Source organism: Rhodohalobacter sp. SW132 (genome assembly GCF_003390325.1).
Lineage (GTDB): Bacteria > Bacteroidota > Rhodothermia > Balneolales > Balneolaceae > SW132.
This window is the reverse complement of the sequence record NZ_QUOK01000013.1, coordinates 1-20,466: the sequence shown is the minus strand read 5'-3', so window position 1 is coordinate 20,466 and position 20,466 is coordinate 1. Positions and strand designations below refer to the sequence as shown.

Here is a 20,466-nt window from a genome sequence, read left to right as displayed (position 1 = left end):
GAGATACCTGCGAATAAGTCATTCAGCAATAAAATCTGTTAGACTTAAAAAAAATTAGAATTGTTTTTGGCAGAATCTCGAATATTTTCAGGCAAGATTTCCCTCCCTTTGAAGCTGAAAATAGTAGTTGAGCAGCCTCAAATCTTATATCTCTCATCTCACATCTACACTGTACCCGGCATCTGAAGCGAATTTGATTGAATACACCATCCCGGATAAACCCAAAAGCAAACATCAAAAATACCGGCTAACAGAAAAGGGAAAAGATTTTAAAAAAGAGCCTGAAACTCACGTTGATTATGATTGAGTCTTACGCACGTTTATAGTTACGTTGATAACAGGGGAGCTGTTTTCAGGCAGGCGAGAGGTGTTACCATCCAGCTGGAGCGGTATTTGTTGTATGGCCTGTTCCTGAATTTCATTAAGATCCACAGGTTCGGTTAAAACCGAGTCGATTGAAGCGGCAGCGGTATCAACCAAGACGGTTACGAATGTGGGAAAGGGATCGATTGATTCAACTTCAAACCCATCGGCAATCGTGCCTGTTGTAGGTACTTTCACCGGGAGTTCAGTAGCAACAAAGTGTCGTTTTCTTAGATTTAGTGTTGCTGGATCCACTGCATATAAGTTCAGGTCCGACGGCAGATTAAGATTGTCGTTGTCAATATCGAGTGTAAGATCATCAGTGTCCTCAGATGTCAAATCAAATGAAATAAGTACTTCTGAGGGATCGAAGTTGCGAAAGGCCTGTTCAGATCCGGTGAGGGTTACCCGGGCCTGAAGAGGTACCGTATCCTGGAGCGCATAATCGGAGGATTCAAGATTGCTGTACTCAATGGGTATGTCATACGTCCGATACACCGTTTCCGAAGGATAGGCGAACGAAAGCCACAATAAAAAAGCAAGGCTGCCGGCAGCCAGTGCGGTTTTCATACTGCGGCTTTCGCCCAACTGCTTAATTGAGGCTGAGCCGGTTTTATAGTGTTTGGCCCAAAAATCATCGAGATGTTTTTTAAGATCACTATGAGATTCCAGTTCCTTGAGTTGCCCATTTAGAGCAATACTGATCGCTCCCCGTTCTTCAGAAACCACAACCACCAGGGCGTCACATTTTTCCGAAAGTCCCAGCGCAGCAGTGTGGCGTGTACCACCGCGCGAAAGTTTATTTAAGTTGGTAGAAAGGGGAAGGTGGACACCAAATTTTAAAATTCGCTGCCCATCGCTCAGTACCGCTCCATCATGACCGGGGGCTTTGGTATTGAAGATGCTGTGCAACAGCGGAATCGTAATCTTGCCATCGAGCTCAATACCGCCGTGAACATGTCGATCCCAGTCTTCTCTGCCTTTTAAAACGATGAGAGCCCCCATCCGCTGATCCGCCATTTTGGCTACAGCTTCAGTAATAACGCTGGTTTCCATATCTGACGAGTCTGGCACGGATTTGGTGAAAAATCTCCAATTGCCGACACTATCGATTATTCGACGGATATCAGATTGAAATACAACAATAAATCCGATCAGGATAATGATAAAAAGTCCTTCAATTAGCAGTTCCGTGAGGTACATTCCGGTAAGGCGAGCCAGGGCATATACTACCAGTATCAAAAATAAACTAAACAGACTGCGGCGCGAGGCACTTTTACGCAGCAAATTCAGTACGATATAGAGGAAAGAAGAAATGATAAAGATATCCAAAACATCGACAAACCGAATATTTTGGAAGAAGGTATATAGAGTATCTACAATAGTTTGCAATATAAAAGCATTCTTGATCACTATCTTACCAGGGTTTAAAAGTTGGGATGGCGTATCAGCAATATAAGAATTGGTTCTCTAGAAGGCATTAAGTTTAGTGGGAAATATCTTTAAGAACGAGTCGGAATTGATACATTCACACTCTGGAAAATCGAAAAGGGTGATCCCGGTGTAGCGATGGGAAGCTATTTCCAGGTACTTACCAGGAAGATTCACCACATAGTTATTGACAAGCAAGCAGCACCACTTCGTATTCCTTCGAGTCTGAGTGCCTTCGTGATTAAAAAAACAAAGGCTTATATATGGTACTCGTCCGTTTTACCACGAGGACACGAGGGCACGCCTGCGGGCATTAGCACTTCGGTGTGCAGGCACGAGGGTGCGAAGTTTCACGAAGTTTTTAGATTGAGATAGAGACATTTCTATTCCTCAATTTCAAATAACGTTGCTGCATTTTCCCAAAGAATCGCTCGTTTATCATCATGGGAAAGGTATTCGGCTTCCTGAATCGTTGTAACAGACCGGCCGATCACCTCAGGCCAGGCCATTTGCAGTGTTCCAAAAAGAATCTTGTCACTTCCTGCCGTTGCCACGGCTTCACTTAGCAGTCGGTTAAAAAGCTGATCTCCCAATAACCATATCGCCACAGAGGTTTCCATATACAGATTTGGATAAGATCCTAATATATAGAGAGCCTCATCGAAATACGGCCATCCCATGTGCATCATCACAATCTTCAGATCCGGAAAATCAATGATCACATCCTCAAGCAGCAAAGGGTTAGCAGTACTGATTCTAAAAGCAGGACTTAATATTTGTTGCGGATTTGGCCCCGAGAAACCGGTATGAATGAAAACCGGGATATAATGTTTTTGAGCGATCTCATAGTAAGGATACAGATCGGGCGTATTGAGAGGTATTCCTTCATAGATCAGCCCCAATTCACCCAATGCAGCATATCTGCCATTTATGATATTCTTTTCAAACACAAGAGCTGCTTCTGTGTGATCTTCAAGCGATAAATCCGGTTCATAGGAAAGCAAGAACATCTCCGGGCGTTCTTCCATAAATGCCTCCTTGTAAGTACCGTGACTGAGCAATCCATATCGGATATTATTCATTTCCATCTGCTCGAAACTTTGGTGGAATAGATCGGCACTGTCAGCCACCAGCTCACCATATTTTTCAACCCGATGTATCCCAAAGTCGACACCCTCCATAGCGCGCTCAAACCAGGCTGGATTTACCCCCTGCATGGCTACATCAAAAACAGGTATTTGGTTATTTGGGTTAGGTTGTTCGTTTGAAGTACACCCGAGTATGAAAAAGCAGACAACCGATAAGTGAAAAAAGGTTTGAGATTTAAAGTTAGATTCGATCATGTTAATTATTGTTTTTAAATAAATTATTTCTTCGTGTATCTTCGAGTCTTAGTGCCCTCGTGGTAAAAAATCGAGGCTTTAATTGTCCACGTCCGGTTGGCCACGAAGTTTCGCGAAGGTTTTTTGCTTAAAACCTCATTCATACATTTTACTTTCATGTCGACAATTCCACATGGGTTGTAGCACTTACTGATTTGTTTTTCCGTTTTTCCAAACTTGTTCAACCTTTTTCAGGTTTTCTAAATCATCTATCGGGTTTCCATTCAGCAGTACCATATTCGCTTTGCTCCCGATCTCCAATAATCCGACTTCAATATCAAAGGCCTTTGCTGCATTGCCCGTAGTAGTACGCAACACTTCAAGATTATTCATTCCCGCCTGTTGATACATTTCAAGCTCTGAAAAGAGATCGTCACTATAATTTATTCCATTGTTTGGTGGATCTGTTCCGGCCACGATCATGACACCTATTTCATGCAGCTTTCTCAATGCTTCAATGGTTTCATCCGCTGACAGGAAGTTCTGTTCTGCCCATTCTCTCATTCTTCCGTCAGGATCTCTCGTTTCTTCTTCAGAGCTATTTTGTGACCCTTTGGACAGTAGAGCCGTTGGAATAATAAAACATTCACATTCCCGGATCGCATCCCACTGTTGATCTGTCAATTCAGATTCTCTCTTAAATGACCATATATGGACAAAACCATCCGGTTTGTACCCGGCAATTTCAGCTATTTCAACAGCTTTACCGATATGTACAACAGCCTTATGACCTTTGCCACGGCTATAACTGATCAGCTCACCTATCTGCTCATAGCTGAGGGTAGGGAGAGACGGATTGTAAAACCATGGATGGTTATCTCTCACAATTTTAATGTAGTCAACTCCTGCTGCAATCCTGTTATCCACCCACTCTCTGATGGATACTGAATCACTGATGGTTTCCATATCCGGGCTAAACTGATTTGGATGGCCCCCGGGAACGGTTGCGGCATGACCTGCTCCATAAAACAACGGGTATCCGGTAGAATCCCTGGAGATCTCTTTCCACCGAAGTTCCCTGTCTTCCAGGCCGGTATGCATATTCAGGTTGGCCAATATTCCATAAGGATATCCTTCTTTTACCTGATCCAGGGTTGTTACATGTACATGTGCATTCACCATTCCGGGAATCACATATTTTCCGGAACCATCGATGGTTGAGTCTGAAAGAAGTGCTTCGGTACTGATTGCCGCAATCGTGTCGGAATTAATGGCAATATTGACGATTCCGACATCTTCTTCGCCATTGAATAAACCCACATTGTTAATGACAAGCTCATAATCTGAAGGCTGGCTGCATGATATAATCACAATCGAAAAAAGGTAAATAATGTATTTTTTCATATTCATATCCATGATATTTAATAAAGTTCCCCGAACACCCGTGCAAAAAGAGCCATGATTCTCGATACAAGATCGCCAACAGGGGTGCCGGCAGTGACGAGGCCAAACCCGTGTAAGCCCAACAGGATCGGTAGTCCAATCAGATAAGCACGGTGAATGTACCCCTTTACAACTTTGTCATGTACCATCCCGACTATGACGAAAAGCCCGGGCAGAAAGAACGCGGCCGGCATGACCCATCCGGGCGTTGCGAGCCAGTAGAAGTCACCGAGACCAACTATGATCCGGAAGATTGCAGCCGGCAGCACACTGGCGGTGGCCAGAATCATTAACCGTTTGTGCCGACTTGGTTTCCTGCGCCATCTGATTGCAGCCCCATAGAACAGGACGAATAACACCATGTTATACATGATGAGCTGTCCGAACGCCATCCAGAACGTGGTAAATTCGTTAGGGTTTGCGGCTGTGATTCCATGCAGGATGCGAACCGAAGCAACCAGAACGCCGGTGAATACCATAACAGCGGCCAGTGCCAGGCTCGCGCCACCAAGCATGATATGTGTGCGTCGCCGGCCCTTCGCTATTAACAAGGCCTGGAGAGGCACGAGCAGAAACCAGAGAAAGAAGCTCCAGCCATGGATGTGTAGTGTCGGTGAGACATCCGGGTATACGCCTCCAAACAACGGTATGAAATAGGTGTAGGCAAACCCCCAAAACGCGGTTATGCACATACTGAGCGTAAGGCCAAGATAGATCCATGAAGTAGTTCCCGATCTAGTGATGATCTTTGAGTGCGCTGTAATTGTTTTGGCTTGTGGCATACTGTAAATCCCTGATTTTTTTGTTGAAATCAATGCACATCAACGACCCTGATAAGAATCGTCTGAGACGGATCAAGCGAACCGTCTTCTACATCCACAACCGTTACATCATGAATAGCAAGCTGCGACGATCCCTGCACATCGGCTGTCTGTGTGTTATGCATCTCGATTTTAGTTTCTCGATCCGGTGCGAAAACGGTCACCGGGAGCAGAAGGGCAAGGATCAGGGCTGCGGACCCAGTAAAAGCGCCATAGCGTGCAATTCCATGTGTTTTCATTAAGATTAAAGAATCAATGTGATTAGATTTCATGCTCCATCTCCAATTTTGCTCTCAGGTTCTTTACTGTCCGTCTTTGCCTGAATGCAATGAATGTGGGGATCAGTGCAATGAGCAACCCAAACGCAAATCCCCGCAATATGAGCGGCAGCCTTGACATTCGGGAATCAATATCGTGCCGGTGATTCCAGAATTCCACGATCTTTCCGTCTTCAATTCTCATGACATTGATAATCGGCATATCACCTTTTCCGGCCATGAGTCTGCCCAGTAGCGTATTTGGTTCCCAGGCCACGTTATATCGGGTTGCGACCAGGTCGCCGTCAGCGATTTGGAAATCGACGCTGATTCTCCTGTTCGTAGTGTGTTTCCAGAAGAAATCGGCAATGTTCTTCTGTTCTACGGCCGGTTCAATCGAATTTTTCCGATCACCAATGTCGTGGACCACGTACTCTTCCGCCACATATTCGGCATAGTTATCGGTATTGTTTGTAAACCACAGGTCCTGGTAAAACCCATTGACAATCTCCTTGTTGATCTCGGTTTGAGTTGTCGCTGATGTTGTGTCGGCATGTGCCCGAAGATCCACATTCAGGGAAACGAATAGAATCAATACGAATAAGGTTTTCATAGCGCTATCCTTTTAGTTGTTGATATATAACATTTAGTCTCCATGATGCCGGGCAATCTCCTCGTCACTGAGCCGCAGAAACCGTGCTGCGTTGTTGTATAGGATGTCACGCTTCTGCTGATCGGTCAGAAAGGGAACGTTCTCCACCGTTTCTATGGCCAGCCCTATCGCTCCGGGCCAAAGCATCTGATCGGTTCCAAACAGCAGCCTCTCACTGAATCCGGCATTTATCAGGGTTTGTAGTGCATCATAAAATGCTTCTCTCGGCAGCGCCCAGGCCAGCACACCAATATCGGCATAGAGGTCCGGGTAGATATACATCATCGCGATAGTTTCGTTGATATAGGGCCAGCCGGAATGCATGAGATATGCTTTCAGGTTCGGGTGACGAACCAGAACCGGCTCAAAAAGTGATGGGCGGCCGAGGGTTGTGCGAAATTCAGGTGCAAACGAGTGCGGCCCGCCGGGTGGCCCCAGGCCGGTGTGCAGAGCTACCGGGATCCCCAAACTTTCGGCAGTTGAGTAATAGTCATCAAGCCGGGGGTCATTTGGAGCGATTCCGTGGTACTGAAGACCGAGTTCTCCCAGTACACCCATCACGCCTTCATCTACAAGATTTTTTAGCTCATCCGGACTGTGTTCGGGTAAGCCGTCATTGCCCAGAAAAGCCCCGCCTATAAAGCGTTCCGGAGCTTTTTCATGCCAGTCTCTAACAGCCTCTTCCGGTCCGCTCACAATACCAAGTACAATGTTATATTTGTCCATCTCGGTGATTGTGGACCGAAAATGCTCATCCGCATCCGCTGCTCCGACAAGTGCACGGGCTTCGGGTTCGCCGGTCCAGCCGGCACTCTCACCGGGTGGCAGTCCGATATAGGCGTGAAGGTGAACATCGATGACAGGCTGGCGATCCTGTGCATTTAAATTTTGCACAGTCATTAAAAGTAAAAGTGAGGCTGTGATTATCTTCATGGTTTCGATTTATTGTTGGTGGTATACGTTTGTTAAATATTCACTTTTTCACATCCCATGATGCCGCGCAATTTCCTCCTCACTCAGCCGCAGAAACCGCGCTGCGTTGTTGTAGAAGATATCGCGCTTCTGCTCTTCACTGAGAAAGGGTGCCTCCATGATTACTTCAACAGCCCGTTCGATCACCCCAGGCCATACCATCTGATCCGATCCGAACATGACCCGGCTTCCAAAACCGGCTTCCACAATTCCGCGAAGATAGCGGTAGAAGGCTGCCCGCGGTTGTGAATAGACGATAATGCCAATGTCCACATGTACCTGTGGATGTGCGTAAAGCACGGCAAGCAGATCATCAAGCATCGGGTAGCCTGCATGCGCAAGATAGACGCGGAGGTTGGGATGCCGTACCAGAACCTCTTCCATCATGAGCGGGCTGTGGTACCGGGCGCGGTAACCTTCGGCTCCCAGATAGATGACTCCCGGCGGGCCCGTACCAACGTGAATACCAACGGGTATGTCCAGCTCTTCGGCAAGCGCCCAGTAGGGTTCCATCCGCTCATCGTCCGGGGTGATCCCTGCATATTGGTTTATAACTTCCCCAAGCACGGAAAGCCGGCCTTCCGAATGAAGGCTGCGCAGGGAATCTGCAGGGAAAACGGCGCCCGTTTCGTTAAACTCTAAAACGAAACCGGGAATGAAGCGGTCAGGTGCTTCCGCCATCCAGGTTGCAATACGATCCGGCTCGGTCCCGCTCAGCACACCTACAATATTCAGTCGCTCCATCACTTCAAGGGTCTGATTCATAATCTCTTCGTCCGTTTCAGGTGACCAGACCGGGTCGGGGCATTGAGGCGATTTTTGCATGGAAATGAACGCCTCTCCATAGGGCTGGTTCTGATCCCAGGCCGGAAACTCCATCGGAGTGCACATCGCCAGCGGCGGCGGTCCCTGGGCATCGGCTGCCATGGCGTGCAGGTGCATATCGATAATGGGCAGTCGCTCCTGTGCATGTAGTGATTGCACAGTCATACATAGTAAAAGACAGGCTGCGATTATTTTCATGAGATTTCTGTTTTTAATTGATGGTTTAACTTTGTCGGAGTTCTACTGACCAAATTGAATTTTTCAGTGCGTCTTCAGATATCACTTGAACTCCGTGCAGGCGGTTCGGGCTGAGGGTTAAACATCAGTTCACCGCCAGCTATCATTAATCCATCAGTTGATTCAGAAATCATCGCACGAAGGTGTGCATTGGTTCCGCGTGGCATCATCCACTCATCTTCTGCGGATTTCCCGTTCATAATCATTCTGCTGTTTGCCACATTGAGATGCCCATTCATCATTATTTGAATTGGCTGGATCGGATCAGGCGGGTGAACTGGATCGGGTGGGTGCAAAGTCCAGGTTTGTACTTGATGAAGGGTCTTTCCTCTTATCACAGAAGAATGGGTTTCAATGGTTATCCGCCCATTATGTTCATCATTCATATAGGTGCCCTCCCAGCTTCCCTCTCTTAATTCAAGTATTTCTATCGAAAAAATATGAGCAGACGGTTCCGGCTGTGAATTGAAATGATTAGCTGTTACTCCCGGTTCAAGTCTTTCAACATTATCAGGTTCAACAGTATTTGAATGAATACTGGTGGAATTTTCGCATGCAGTTCCGGTTAACATCAAAACAAAAATGCATAGTACGATGAAAAATGGCTTATTTATTATTGATTCCATAGCTTAATGGTTTTGATTGTGCTTTTGTTGAATGATAGGTGCCTTCTACTCTTGAAATCGTAAACGAGGCAGTAAACCGGCCAGATTTTATTTTTTTTGACACTGAATTTTCATCATGGACAGATCTGTCGAGATCACAAAATATCTTTCAGACGCCCGAAAAGGTGATTCCGAAGCATTCAATCTTGTCTACAGCCAGTTGTATGATGAATTGCGATCCATAGCCCACCGCCAATTATTCCATCAACCACGGGGAGAAACCCTGAATACAACTGCTCTTGTTCATGAAGCTTATGAACGACTTGTAGGGAACTCACAAATCGACTGGCAGGACCGGAACCATTTTTATGCCTTAACATCCCGGGCCATGCGCTATATTCTTGTGGATTATGCACGAAGATGTTCTGCCAAAAAAAGGGGAGGGGATAAACAGAAGGTGTCTTTAGATGCAGTCCAACTGGCTATTGAGGAGCGATCTGCTGAACTGGAAGCCCTGGACGAAGCCTTGAGTCAGCTCTCTTCCCATAACAAACAACTGGAACAACTTGTGGAGCTTAAATTTTTTGGAGGTTTAACCTATAAGGAAATTGCCGGGATCATGGATCGTTCGGAGCGGTCTTTACGGCGCGACTGGCAACGGGCCCGAACGTGGATCTATTCGGCGATGCAGCAAGAGAAGTGAACCGTGGCAGTGCCTGAAAAAAAAGGCCGGTTTGCTGCCTCGATTACGATACAATTAACAGAGGGTTTCAACAAACCACTCTGTACGGTAAACAAAAATTGGTTCTACAGGAATTCTTGTGGGTAACGAAAATCTTAGCATTTCAATCTTTATGAAAAAATCTGTAGGATAATGACAGAATTAAGGGCAACAAATCACCAAGTGTTCCGGCCACGAAGGCACGAAAACACGAAGGTTAATACCCTGATAATTATACACTTCGTGGTACTTCGAGTCTTAGTGTCCTCGTGGTAAAAACGATTCCAAATAGTTTAAGATTCTCAATTTCTTTCCAACATTGTTGAAGCATTTTTTTTAAAGCTGAATACATTTCACCCACAAGAATTCATGTAGAACCACAAAATTTTAATTCATCCAGGCTCTAGCTCGAACTGGCATGAAAAATCTCACCCATTATCGCTGGCAGCAAATTGACACGCTGTTCGGACAGGCTCTTGAACAGCCTCCGGAATATCGAACCTCATTTGTTCTGGAGGCTTGCGGGGCCGATACTGAGCTCTGCAACCATGTGAAACAGCTGCTCCAACTGCATGAAGAAGCCGGGGGAATCATCGGCGAGTCTGCCGGTACCTTTGCCGCCCCGCTTTTAATGGAGTTAAAGGAACAAATTGAAGACGAACCACCCTCTTCCGGCCGGATAGGCAGTGAGTGAAGATACATTTGAAGCTGATATCTTTCCCCCTTCCAGTTCCCGTTTTTCAAGTAAATATATTATAATCATTGTATGATAAACCTAACCCGAATATTTCACACTGATTTTGTTGAAAGTTAAGTAACCAATTGTAAGATAAAAGTTTAGATTTATATTTAAGGGTTGGGAAAAATAACAGGGTTTTTTCCGGTGAAATATCCGGGCTAACCGGTATCACAATGAATGACTTGTCTCAACAACGCTGGCAGCAAATCGATACTCTTTTCAAAGATGTCCTGGAAGTGCCTTCTGAAGAAAGAGATTCATTTTTGAAGCAACAGTGCGGTAGTGATACCGATCTGATAAGTCATGTAGAAAAACTTCTTCAGGTGCATGATCAAGCAGAACAGATCCTGGGCGATACTGCTGAGACATTTGCTGCCCCGCTTGTGCCGGGCCTGATTGATGAGGTGGCCCAATCTGCAGAAAAAGTTTTTGAGAAACCCGGTACGATTATCGGATCCTACAAATTACTCAAGCAGATAGGCCGGGGAGGTATGGGCAGTGTATGGCTGGCGGAAAAAACCGATGCCCCTTACGAAAAACAGGTTGCTTTAAAACTTGTTCGAAGCGGTATGGCGTCTCCAGATGTGTTAAGTAGATTCCGGCATGAAGGACAAATCCTCGCTTCGCTGGAACACCCCAATATTGCCCGGCTTTATGATGGCGGTGTTCACTCTGACGGACGGCCTTATTTTGTGATGGAGCACATAAAAGGGGAACCCATTGATGTGTACTGCGACAAGCATAAACTGGCTATTGAAGAACGGCTCCGCCTTTTTAAAACCGTGTGCGTAGCTGTGCATCATGCCCATCAAAAGCTGATTGTTCATCGAGACCTGAAACCGGCCAATGTACTTGTAACTGAGGAGGGTAAAATAAAACTGGTTGATTTCGGTATTGCAAAACTATTGGAACCGGATCAAGCCAGAGCAATGGATTATCAAACACGAACAGGTGTAAAAATAGTGACCCCGGAGTTTGCCGCACCCGAACAAATACGCGGAGAACCGGTAACCACGGCTTCGGACATCTATTCGCTGGGTGTGCTGCTCTACCTGCTGCTTACAGGCCGCCGGCCCTATCGGTTAGAAACATCCTCCATGCTGGAAATTGAACGCATTGTTTGTGAAACGGTACCTCTTCGGCTTGGCGATGCCGTGTCAGGAAAGTCTTTGCCTGCTCCTGATCATGTAAAAGAAAAAACATTCGATCCTCAGACAAATGCTGAAAAACGAGACAGTAATACAGATAGTCTCAAACGCAAACTTACTGGGGATCTGGATCAAATTGTATTAATGGCCTTGAGGAAAGAGCCCGAACATCGATACCGGTCGGCACTGGCTCTTACCGAAGATCTTGAAAATCATCGGAAAGGCAAACCGGTTGCAGCGCGAGCTCCTACACTTCGATACCGTACAAGCAAGTTTGTTCGCCGAAACCGCTTGGGGGTGGCGGCAGCGGCAACCATTGTGTTTTTGCTGATCGGGGGGATGACAGTAACAATGTGGCAGGCGCATCAAACCCGGCTTGCGGCTGAACGTGCTACGAACATCAAAGATCAACTGATTGAGCTCTTCGTTAACCCGGAAGATCCCCGGGAGGCAGTTGCAACCACACGCGAGTTTCTCGACCATGGTGTCGCGCGGCTTCGTGAACTTCCACCGGGAGACCCGCTTCGAGAAGACCTTGCAGGCGTTCTGGTTGGTCTGTACAACCAGTTGATGATGAGCGAGCACGCGGAGCGGTTAGGAGATGCCGAACTTGGCGGTCCTCCGGTTGATCCCGCGCAAGCAGCCAACGCTGATCTTCGCCTGGTTACGGAATGGGCGACAGCGAAGTGGGACCGTGGCTGGGACCTCGACAAAGTGTGGCAAACACTGGTGATAGCCACCGAACGTGCACCAGGCGAGTCGATGTTACTGGCAGACGCACTGATTGCAAGGGCGCGTAATGCTATAGTTTTAGGCCACTTTCGAGATGCCGAAAACGCAACACGACAAGCCATTACAATTCTGGAAGAACGTGTACCGGCCACTCATCGCAGGATCGTCACCGCGCGTCTTGAGCTGGCGGCAGCTCTTGTCGGCCAGCGTAAAAACGTACTGGGATATGCCGAAACAGAACAACTGATCGCCGAATATCCACAGGTGAACACACGCATGAGGCAAAGGATACTGGTCATGGCTGCACTGCGCCGCGCACTTTTCGGTGAATTTTCGGCTGCTGAAATCCTGTTTGCCGAGAACAACTCGATCAAAATGGAGCGTGACAGTACAGAAATCTGGTCATTCGATGAAGTTTCACGGGCGGTCAATGCCTTCGATCTGGGACAGCTCGAAGAGAGTGAAGCAGCACTTGCAGTAATGACTCCGGTACAGTTATTAGACGAGAGGCTTGCCAAAACTCATTGGTTGCACGGCGAGTTGGCTCTGCACCGGGGTGAGTACGAAAAAGCCGCCACACAGTTCGGAGAGGCCCGGCGCCTGGAATCACGGACACACTTAAAGGTCTATTACGCAGCGTTGCATGCGGTTACCCTCTATCGTGCAGGAGATGAGGAAGAGGCGCGAGAAGTGTTTGCAGCGGGGAGGCAAATGGCCGCTGATTTCGATGCGCCGAACGTTGCGATGGCGCTTCTGGAAGCTGCTGATGCCACCGTATCTGCCAAAAATACCGACGATATGGATCGCATGGATGGCTTTGAGCACGCCCTCTCCATCCTGGACTCGGCAAAGGAGCATCCTGCTGTACTTGAAGACCAACTCAAAGAAAACCGCGACGCAGTGCGTATCCGGCTGTGGAAAGCACGCACAGAACTCGACTCTGGCTTAATCAATAGCGCTCAGGAAACCATTGCTGGAGGACTCAATCTTGGATACTCAACACTGGGCGCACAACATCCCTTTGTACATGAGCTGGAATCCATTCAAATTCATCAGTAAAGACTTGTATTAATTCGACCATACAATACTCAATATTCAACCGCATAAATCAGCAACACAATATTCCATTTCAATCCATACTGTAAAAAAGGTGCAATTATTACAGAATCAAAATTCTGGTCAGCAGAATCGTACATTTAGGCATCCAGAAGGTTAATGCCTTTGAAAAATTACATCATCCAACTTATTCGCAGCTAAACCCTGTACTTTCAGGGCAGCGTGGTTTAGTGGAGAAGAAATTGATATGTAAAAAATAAAACTTGTAATCAGCATATTCTTACTCACGAATAACATCTGTTTACTGACCAAGTGATTCAAACTGATGAACAGTTTTTAAAAGAAGATGGTGAGACTGGTTTTACTTTCATGACTTGAACCGGTGGAACTTAATAATCTTACTCCCTTTGAAGCTGAAAATAGTATTTAAACAGCCTCCAATCTTATATCTCTCATCTCAAATCTATTAAGTACCCGGGAGGGGGTTCGAATATATGTTCATCTGAAGTTAGTTGACACCTAAATATCCCTCAATACAACCATTAGAGCTGTTTTAATCTGGGTGGGTTTCTCTCTATATTACTTTCGACAGTAAAAACCTTTACCTATACCTTTACCCATTTTTAGTTAGGTAAAGGCAGATAACTATAAAAAAGAAAGAATGGCTCAAATCTCTGCAACACTTGCCAAACATAAAAAAAATAAAAATGGACACTGCCCAATTTATTTGAGAATCTCAGATTCCCGATCAACAAAATATATCTCTATAAAGGAATCTATTTCGGAATCACATTGGAACGATAATAAGTCAAACGTAAGAAAAAGTCATCCCAGAGAAGATGACCTGAACAATCTTATTCAACAGAAACTCTCTATCCTTCAAAGTATTATAACACGGTTAAAAACGAAAGGGCAGCCATGTACAAGTTTGATCATAAAAAAGTCATACAATGAATATCACCAACCAACTAATCAAGAGAATGAGGTTTCCGGCAATTTTTTTGCTTTTTCTGATAAGACAATAGAGAATTTAGAGAAGAGACAGAAATTTTTTACTCACCGGCGATATAAATCTGTTTTTAAAAAGTTAAAGGCGTATTGCAATAACAAACTCCCATATGATCAATTAACAGTAGGTTTTCTTCGGGAATATGAAACTCATCTTATTCAGGAGTATAAAAACTCTCCAAATACAGTTAAATCAAATTTTAATGTAATTAGGGCAATACTTTATAAGGCAATTGACGAGGATGAATTTCCTCAAGAAAAGAATCCTTTTTTTAAGTTTTCACCCGCAAAAGGATACTCAGATTCGAATAAGAAACTAAGTCTTGAAGAAATTCAGAAGATCGAAAATCTCGAACTTGAGAAGGGTTCGTTGTTATGCAATACTCGAAATTATTTTCTTTTTTCGTTCTATTCAGCAGGAATTAGGTTTAGTGATATTGCAAAAATGAAAATTGACAACATAAAAGACGGTCGTCTTGTTTATAAAATGAGTAAGACCGGTACTACTAAGAATATTAAGTTGATGCCCCAGGCCTTGAAGATTTTGGATCAATACCCAAAAGACAATCCTTATGGTTTCTTATTTCCTGTCTTAGATATCAAAAAAGACCTCTCTGATACTATGGTTCTTCACGGTAATATTTCCTCTAAAAATGCACTCATCAATAAGTATTTAAAGAAGATAGCTTCTCTTGCCGAGATACAAACAAAAATATCGTTTCATATGGCCCGACATTCTTTTGCTGATCTTGCAAGGACCCAAGGCTGGAGTATTTACGATATATCAAAAGCCTTAGGGCACAAAAATATTAAAGTAACTGAGCGGTATTTGAAAAAGTTTGATACAGAAGGTCTTGATTCTAAAATGGATAGTTTGTTTAGCTAGAGTAAGTTGCTCAAATCAAGAGAACCTGCCTTAAAATCGATTTATAAGAAGTTATCTCACCTAACTCTGAATTAATCAAAAAATACTTTAAAAAATTGGCGAACGTGTCGATACCGGGACTAAAATCTCCTTCCAAATGGCCAGACATTCGTTTGCCGATCTCACAAGATCAAAGGGATGGAGAATAAACCACATATCCAAGGCTTTAGGTCATATTAACATCAGAGTTACCAAACGGTAATTTAAGAAATTTGACCGTGCAAGCCTGGATTCTAAAATAGAAAAGTCTCTTTAGGTAACTCAAAAATGAAAAATTCCAAAAAAAAAGAAAAAGATACTATTCATTCTGATATCAGAGATAGCATAATCAGCTTTGAAGACCTAATACAGAATATTAAATTGCAAGAGGACTTCAGATATGAATTTGACCAATATTTTAATTCTGAACAAGGCAAAGCCGATATATCTGATATAATTAATAAGTGTTTCTCAGAAAATCGTTTTACAAAATTAGATGATTTATTATTTGAAAAATACTATCCAAACGACGAGGAATATCTAAAGACAATTATTAAAAATACATTTAATAGTTTTAAGAATATTTTGGAATCATCACCTGAACGTATATATCATATCATGGTAGATCAAACAGATATTGTCAGAATTTTGAGTGATAAAATTCTAAGGCACCATGAAAATTTTAATCATGTGCTTTGTGGCAGAAAAAAAGGTGCACAAATAACAAATAGTATTACACAAGAAAAATATTTTAAATTATTAAATAATGAACATTTTGTTGGTCCAGTGATATCAGAAAATACAATGAACGACGATGAGTTTAATAAGCTATCAGATATTTTCAGGGAGTGTATTAAGTTGCACCGGGATATAAAAGTAAGATATACAACGTTGCAAGTATTACCCGTCTTAAGTAATAAATATGAAGATCACTTATTTAATCACAAAATGAATGATTTGACTGATGCCTGCTTAGGTGTTTTTATAGATGAAAGTAATAGTAAAAAAGAAAATAAAATAAATATTCTGACAAAAGAAGGCAGATATAATGCGTATAAGAAATTGAGGGAAAATTACTCAAGAAAAAAATCTCTTGAAATCTTAGATCTTGAATTAACGATTCGTCATGAGCGTGGAATCAATGAACTTGATACCAGCCATGATACTTTTTTAAATGCATACGATCAACATATTCATAGAGAAAATGAGAGGAAAAGAAGAATGGCAGAGCGTAAAAATAAAGAACAGAAAAAGAAGTAATAGGGAAAAGTAAAATAGTAGTGATGCTATCAGCTACTTCTTTCCAGTTAAAAGAAAAAAGAAAACTCATTGATTCTGTGTCATTTTTGAAATCACTTATTATTCCGAGTATTAGTGATTTCAATTTTGTCACAACTATTAAGTTAGATGTAAGTACCGGATAGGAGGTTCTGCTTACACTTTTAGATGTGTCTCTAATGAAAAAAGACAATGTTGATTTAGCCTGTTTAAAAAAAAGAGATGAGGGTTTTAAAAACTCTTCGGCAGTTCCAGAGAAACCAAATAGTTAGCTTGTCTCTAAAAACCTATAGTGTATAAACGCACTTTTCTTTCCGGTTTAATTGATTACAAAGAATCTAATACCCTGCCCAGCATATGGTACTTATACTGTCTGGACACATACATTCCATCTACCGGCAACCATACACTAAATAATGTGTAGCTATCTGATATCAGAATAACACCTGATCTCACACTACTCCTAAGACTTGTTTAAAAAAACACTCACCCAAAGAGAGCTCCAGGAGACGTGTAAGCGTAGCCCTATTTCAAACATAGCATCTGAAAGATTTGCAAAACCAATCAAGAGAAACATTTCATATTCCTTTCCACATAGATCCAAGTTATAGATAACCTTCCCACTCTTGTAAGAGTAAGAATAAGAGCCTTGGTGATATAAGTTTATTTTACGTAGAAATTAAATTCATTTAAACGTTCCCCCCAACACACAAAGTCAAGTTTGGATACAGAAATTTGATACAATTGCTCTCCAGATGTATCACTTGTTCGAAGTTCAACAGAGGTAATTCAGCACTCAGGCTTAGCCAATTGAACCTTCTTTAAACCATCCTCAAACTTTTCTGAACTTTTTTTGTAGTCAATGGCTATTGAAGAGTGCGTAAGTCATTGTTTTTGCTCATTACCTGACAATGTCAGAAAATGAATTCTGACATTGTAGACTGGAATCCCTGAGCCCACTTGACCTACCTTTAGACGTATTCAATCACAACGCAAACCCAGGTAGAACAATGGACTTACTTACACAGCTCCGCTCGGAATTAGAAGAGCTATATGACTTCGCAAAAGAGATTAACCAAACGCTGGACCAGTCAAGCAACAAGCTTTCGAACAAAGAATCCTACGATAAACGGTGGCTCACAAATATTGAGGCGATGACATATTTGGGGGTTTCAAAATCCACGCTTCAAAGATACCGCAGTGACGGACTGCTACCTTATAGTAAAATTGGCCTGAAACTCTACTACAAGGTGTCCGACATCGAAACTCTGCTCAAACAAAATCAGACGTAAGAGCCATGATGGATCGCCAATGTGATGCTACAAAATCTGACTACTTATGGGTGCCGGTTGAAATGTGTGAATTCACATTGAAGAATAATTTTACCCGGCAGTTGAGGCTGTACCTCTACCTGAACTGGGTTTCAAGCGGACTGCTCAAAATGGACACCAAGTTAAGAACCAGCAGTTCGAGCGCTCTTGACATATCCGTCAGGACGATGTACAGGAATTTAGAAGGTCTTATGAAACGAAACTGGGTTGGGCAAAACCCAGCCACTAAAACCTATTTCATCAGGGGATTTGAGAACGTCAGAGCCATTGAAGGGTTCAGTTCCAGAAGCGCAGCTAAGCTACAGATAAACAATTTACAGGATACCAAAACACTTCAAGGATTTTGTACCGCTGCAATCATTGGCAACAGAGCGTATAGAAGAAAATGGGAGGAGGGACGTCTGAACGAAAAATCCGACGTTCATTCCAGGACACCTTCCTCCCTCTATTTTATGGAATGTTCAGCGAGCTATCTGAATATGATCCTGTCCCTTTCTATACCTACCTGTCACAGGTTGAAACAGAGAGCGTTGGTCAATGGCTTCATACATCTGAAAAAGAATGAAGCCCCTATTGAATATCGGTCTTCAAACATCTGGGAAATCAATAAGTACCGGAAAGCTATGGGGCATTACTTCATTAAAGTAAACCGCAGCGGCGTACATACAGAGGTCAGGCCGGATCTGGTTTCCTCGAATTTGAAATATAAAACAAGAAAGAACATCAGACCTCAGTCGGACTGATTCAACCATCAATGCAGGACATGAATAAACGAATACAAATAAGGTACAAACGCAAAAAAAGAACACCGTGGTACTCTGCACGGACTCGGGGATGCTCCCCAGCCCAACTTAATCCAGAGGCTCGTCCTCTTACCGGGCCAGTCGATGTTTGCCGTGGCATTCTCGCCGGTAGCCCTTCACCGATTCAAGGGCTTTGTGGCCCGATGTGTCCGGATAGAGGGGGTGATGAGGCTCTGCTGTTTGCTGCGTGGCCTCTATGGGGTGACGGGCTATACGATGGCTATTTACCAAGCCGGAAAGCAATCACTCACCCATCCGGCCTATGACATCCAGCTACTTCAAGACTTACAGACAAATGAAACTTTTCACCAAATCAATCATGATGAAAACTATTTCGATTACCAATCAGAAAGGGGGCGTCGGAAAAACGACGACTGCCGTGAACTTGTCGGCCGGATTGGCCCGCAGAGGCTTCCGGGTGCTGCTGGTCGACTCCGACCCTCAGTGTAACGCCTCCACGCACCTGGGAGTGACCCATGAGGAGGACAAGCGAACGCTGGACGATCTCTACTACCAGCCGGAGCTTCAAGCTGTCGATATCATTCAGCCAGCCAGAGGGTTTGACCTGCTACCGGCCGGGCAGGCGCTGGCCTACGCCGAACAGAAGCTGGCCGGGGTGCCAGGCCGGGAGATGATCCTCTCGGAGAAGCTGGCGGGGCTATCGGCCCGTTACGACTTTTGCATTATCGACTGTCCGCCCAACCTGGGCTTTCTGACCATCAACGCCTACACCGCCTCCGAAGGGCTGATCATCACCGTCAAGCCGGAGTATTTTGCCCTGGAGGGCCTCAAGCAGATCCACTCGATCCTTGGCTTTATCCGTAAGCGGCTGAATCCTGATTTGGACGTTCTTGGCTATGTCATCACGGACTTTGACGCTCGTAAAAACCAACACAAGGAGATCCGTCAGGCCATGATCCGCACCTTCAACGGCAAGGTGTTCGATACGACCATTCGTACCAACGCCAGGCTCAGCGACTGCTCGTCGGCCGGGAGCAGCATCTTCGAGTTTGCCCCAAAAACGTACGGGGCGATCGACTATATGAACCTGGCCAAAGAGCTGGAGGTGCGTCATGGGTAAGCCTGATTACGAAGAGTTTTTAAGTGGCATTCCAAGTCAACCGGATGGCCCGAAAAAACTTGACGACACCCCATTGTCGGAACCGGCTGATCAGCGTGACTCTAATGAACCGCCAGGCAAGACTGAACCGTCGAACCTGTCAGATCCGCTTGACCCGTCAGAAAATTCAGAACAACCTGATCCGTCCGGTCATGCAAAACAGTCTGGTAAAGCGACTCAGTCAAAACAGGCAAGTACGTCAAAACAGCCTGATGGTTTAAATCAAGCAAGTCAGTCAAGACAGTCAACACCGCCACGACGTGCAAATCAGTCAGATCAGTCAAGTCAGCCTGAACCGTCCAATCAATCGGATCCGTCGGAACAGTCGGGTCAATCGGAACAGCCGGAGGAGCTGATCACCTTTTCGGTGCGCATGCCAACCGGCTATATAGAATGTATTAAAGCGATCACCTGGTGGGAGCGCTGCACGCACCGAACCTTCCTGGAAGATGCAGTCGAGCGATACCGACTGGCACATGGCCAGAAGCACCTGGATAAGATTATAGCCGATTACAACAACCATAATTCATAAACCCCTACGCAATGGACGTTTCAAAATCAGACAAATCGCTGTTACATCAGCTCAACGCAAATCAGTTATCCATAATGGATACAGTCGTCCGGTGGGAAATCATAGTTATCAACCGAAAGCAGCTCGGGCGAATGAAATACCTGTTTCCTCTCTCCCCTTTAAAAAA

19 protein-coding genes are annotated in these 20,466 nt (G+C 44.5%); 10 read left to right on the top strand and 9 right to left on the bottom strand.

Features of this window, described 5'->3' with window-relative positions; translation table 11 throughout:
- Positions 1–127: 127 nt before the first annotated feature.
- Positions 128–307, top strand: coding sequence for a Fic family protein (locus tag DYD21_RS21555; protein ID WP_116038544.1), 180 nt, complete (start codon positions 128–130; stop codon positions 305–307).
- Here the strand turns inward: DYD21_RS21555 and DYD21_RS18710 are convergent.
- The 9 genes from DYD21_RS18710 to DYD21_RS18670 all read right to left on the bottom strand — a co-directional run bounded on the left by DYD21_RS18710 (position 298) and on the right by DYD21_RS18670 (position 8,949).
- Positions 298–1,755: a diadenylate cyclase gene (locus DYD21_RS18710; protein ID WP_116038543.1), complete on the bottom strand. Its 1,458-nt coding sequence runs from the start codon at positions 1,753–1,755 to the stop codon at positions 298–300. The genes DYD21_RS21555 and DYD21_RS18710 overlap by 10 nt on opposite strands.
- Positions 1,756–2,177: 422 nt before the next feature.
- Positions 2,178–3,137 carry an amidohydrolase family protein gene (locus tag DYD21_RS18705; RefSeq protein ID WP_116038542.1) on the bottom strand — a complete coding sequence of 320 codons (960 nt, stop codon included), beginning with the start codon at positions 3,135–3,137 and terminating at the stop codon, positions 2,178–2,180.
- 186 nt (positions 3,138–3,323) lie between these two features.
- A complete protein-coding gene (locus DYD21_RS18700; protein ID WP_158607372.1) occupies positions 3,324–4,520 on the bottom strand; it encodes an amidohydrolase family protein in 1,197 nt (398 codons plus the stop codon).
- Between the two features lie 17 nt (positions 4,521–4,537).
- Positions 4,538–5,341 carry a hypothetical protein gene (locus DYD21_RS18695; protein WP_116038540.1) on the bottom strand — a complete coding sequence of 268 codons (804 nt, stop codon included), beginning with the start codon at positions 5,339–5,341 and terminating at the stop codon, positions 4,538–4,540.
- A 29-nt stretch (positions 5,342–5,370) separates the two neighbouring features.
- Positions 5,371–5,619, bottom strand: a complete 249-nt coding sequence (locus tag DYD21_RS18690; RefSeq protein ID WP_147303648.1) for a hypothetical protein — start codon at positions 5,617–5,619, stop codon at positions 5,371–5,373.
- 22 nt (positions 5,620–5,641) lie between these two features.
- Positions 5,642–6,250, bottom strand: a complete 609-nt coding sequence (locus DYD21_RS18685) for a nuclear transport factor 2 family protein (RefSeq protein ID WP_116038538.1) — start codon at positions 6,248–6,250, stop codon at positions 5,642–5,644.
- A 33-nt stretch (positions 6,251–6,283) separates the two neighbouring features.
- A complete protein-coding gene (locus tag DYD21_RS18680; RefSeq protein ID WP_116038537.1) occupies positions 6,284–7,222 on the bottom strand; it encodes an amidohydrolase family protein in 939 nt (312 codons plus the stop codon).
- Positions 7,223–7,270: 48 nt separating this feature from the next.
- Entirely contained in the window at positions 7,271–8,284 is a 1,014-nt protein-coding gene (locus DYD21_RS18675) for an amidohydrolase family protein (RefSeq protein WP_116038536.1), read from the bottom strand.
- 74 nt (positions 8,285–8,358) lie between these two features.
- Positions 8,359–8,949, bottom strand: a complete 591-nt coding sequence (locus DYD21_RS18670) for a hypothetical protein (protein WP_116038535.1) — start codon at positions 8,947–8,949, stop codon at positions 8,359–8,361.
- A gap of 115 nt (positions 8,950–9,064) precedes the next feature.
- Here DYD21_RS18670 and DYD21_RS18665 point away from each other — a divergent pair, with 115 nt between their 5' ends.
- The 9 genes from DYD21_RS18665 to DYD21_RS18620 all read left to right on the top strand — a co-directional run bounded on the left by DYD21_RS18665 (position 9,065) and on the right by DYD21_RS18620 (position 20,300).
- Complete coding sequence (locus DYD21_RS18665) at positions 9,065–9,631, top strand: ECF-type sigma factor (protein ID WP_116038534.1); 567 nt, start codon at positions 9,065–9,067, stop codon at positions 9,629–9,631.
- Positions 9,632–10,067: 436 nt separating this feature from the next.
- Positions 10,068–10,343: a hypothetical protein gene (locus DYD21_RS18660; protein ID WP_116038533.1), complete on the top strand. Its 276-nt coding sequence runs from the start codon at positions 10,068–10,070 to the stop codon at positions 10,341–10,343.
- Positions 10,344–10,561: 218 nt separating this feature from the next.
- The gene (locus DYD21_RS18655; protein WP_116038532.1) at positions 10,562–13,327 is read left to right on the top strand and encodes a serine/threonine-protein kinase; all 2,766 of its coding nucleotides are present in this window, start codon (positions 10,562–10,564) and stop codon (positions 13,325–13,327) included.
- Positions 13,328–13,985: 658 nt separating this feature from the next.
- A complete protein-coding gene (locus DYD21_RS18650) occupies positions 13,986–15,218 on the top strand; it encodes a site-specific integrase (protein ID WP_116038531.1) in 1,233 nt (410 codons plus the stop codon).
- A 306-nt stretch (positions 15,219–15,524) separates the two neighbouring features.
- The gene (locus tag DYD21_RS18645; RefSeq protein ID WP_116038530.1) at positions 15,525–16,496 is read left to right on the top strand and encodes a hypothetical protein; all 972 of its coding nucleotides are present in this window, start codon (positions 15,525–15,527) and stop codon (positions 16,494–16,496) included.
- 1,028 nt (positions 16,497–17,524) lie between these two features.
- Complete coding sequence (locus DYD21_RS18640) at positions 17,525–17,806, top strand: helix-turn-helix domain-containing protein (protein WP_116038529.1); 282 nt, start codon at positions 17,525–17,527, stop codon at positions 17,804–17,806.
- Between the two features lie 5 nt (positions 17,807–17,811).
- On the top strand, positions 17,812–18,588 hold the full coding sequence (locus DYD21_RS18635; protein WP_116038528.1) for a hypothetical protein: 777 nt from the start codon (positions 17,812–17,814) through the stop codon (positions 18,586–18,588).
- A 355-nt stretch (positions 18,589–18,943) separates the two neighbouring features.
- Positions 18,944–19,729, top strand: a complete 786-nt coding sequence (locus tag DYD21_RS18625) for a ParA family protein (protein ID WP_158607371.1) — start codon at positions 18,944–18,946, stop codon at positions 19,727–19,729.
- On the top strand, positions 19,722–20,300 hold the full coding sequence (locus DYD21_RS18620; RefSeq protein ID WP_116038525.1) for a hypothetical protein: 579 nt from the start codon (positions 19,722–19,724) through the stop codon (positions 20,298–20,300). The genes DYD21_RS18625 and DYD21_RS18620 overlap by 8 nt, the downstream gene beginning before the upstream one ends.
- The last annotated feature ends 166 nt before the right edge of the window (positions 20,301–20,466 follow it).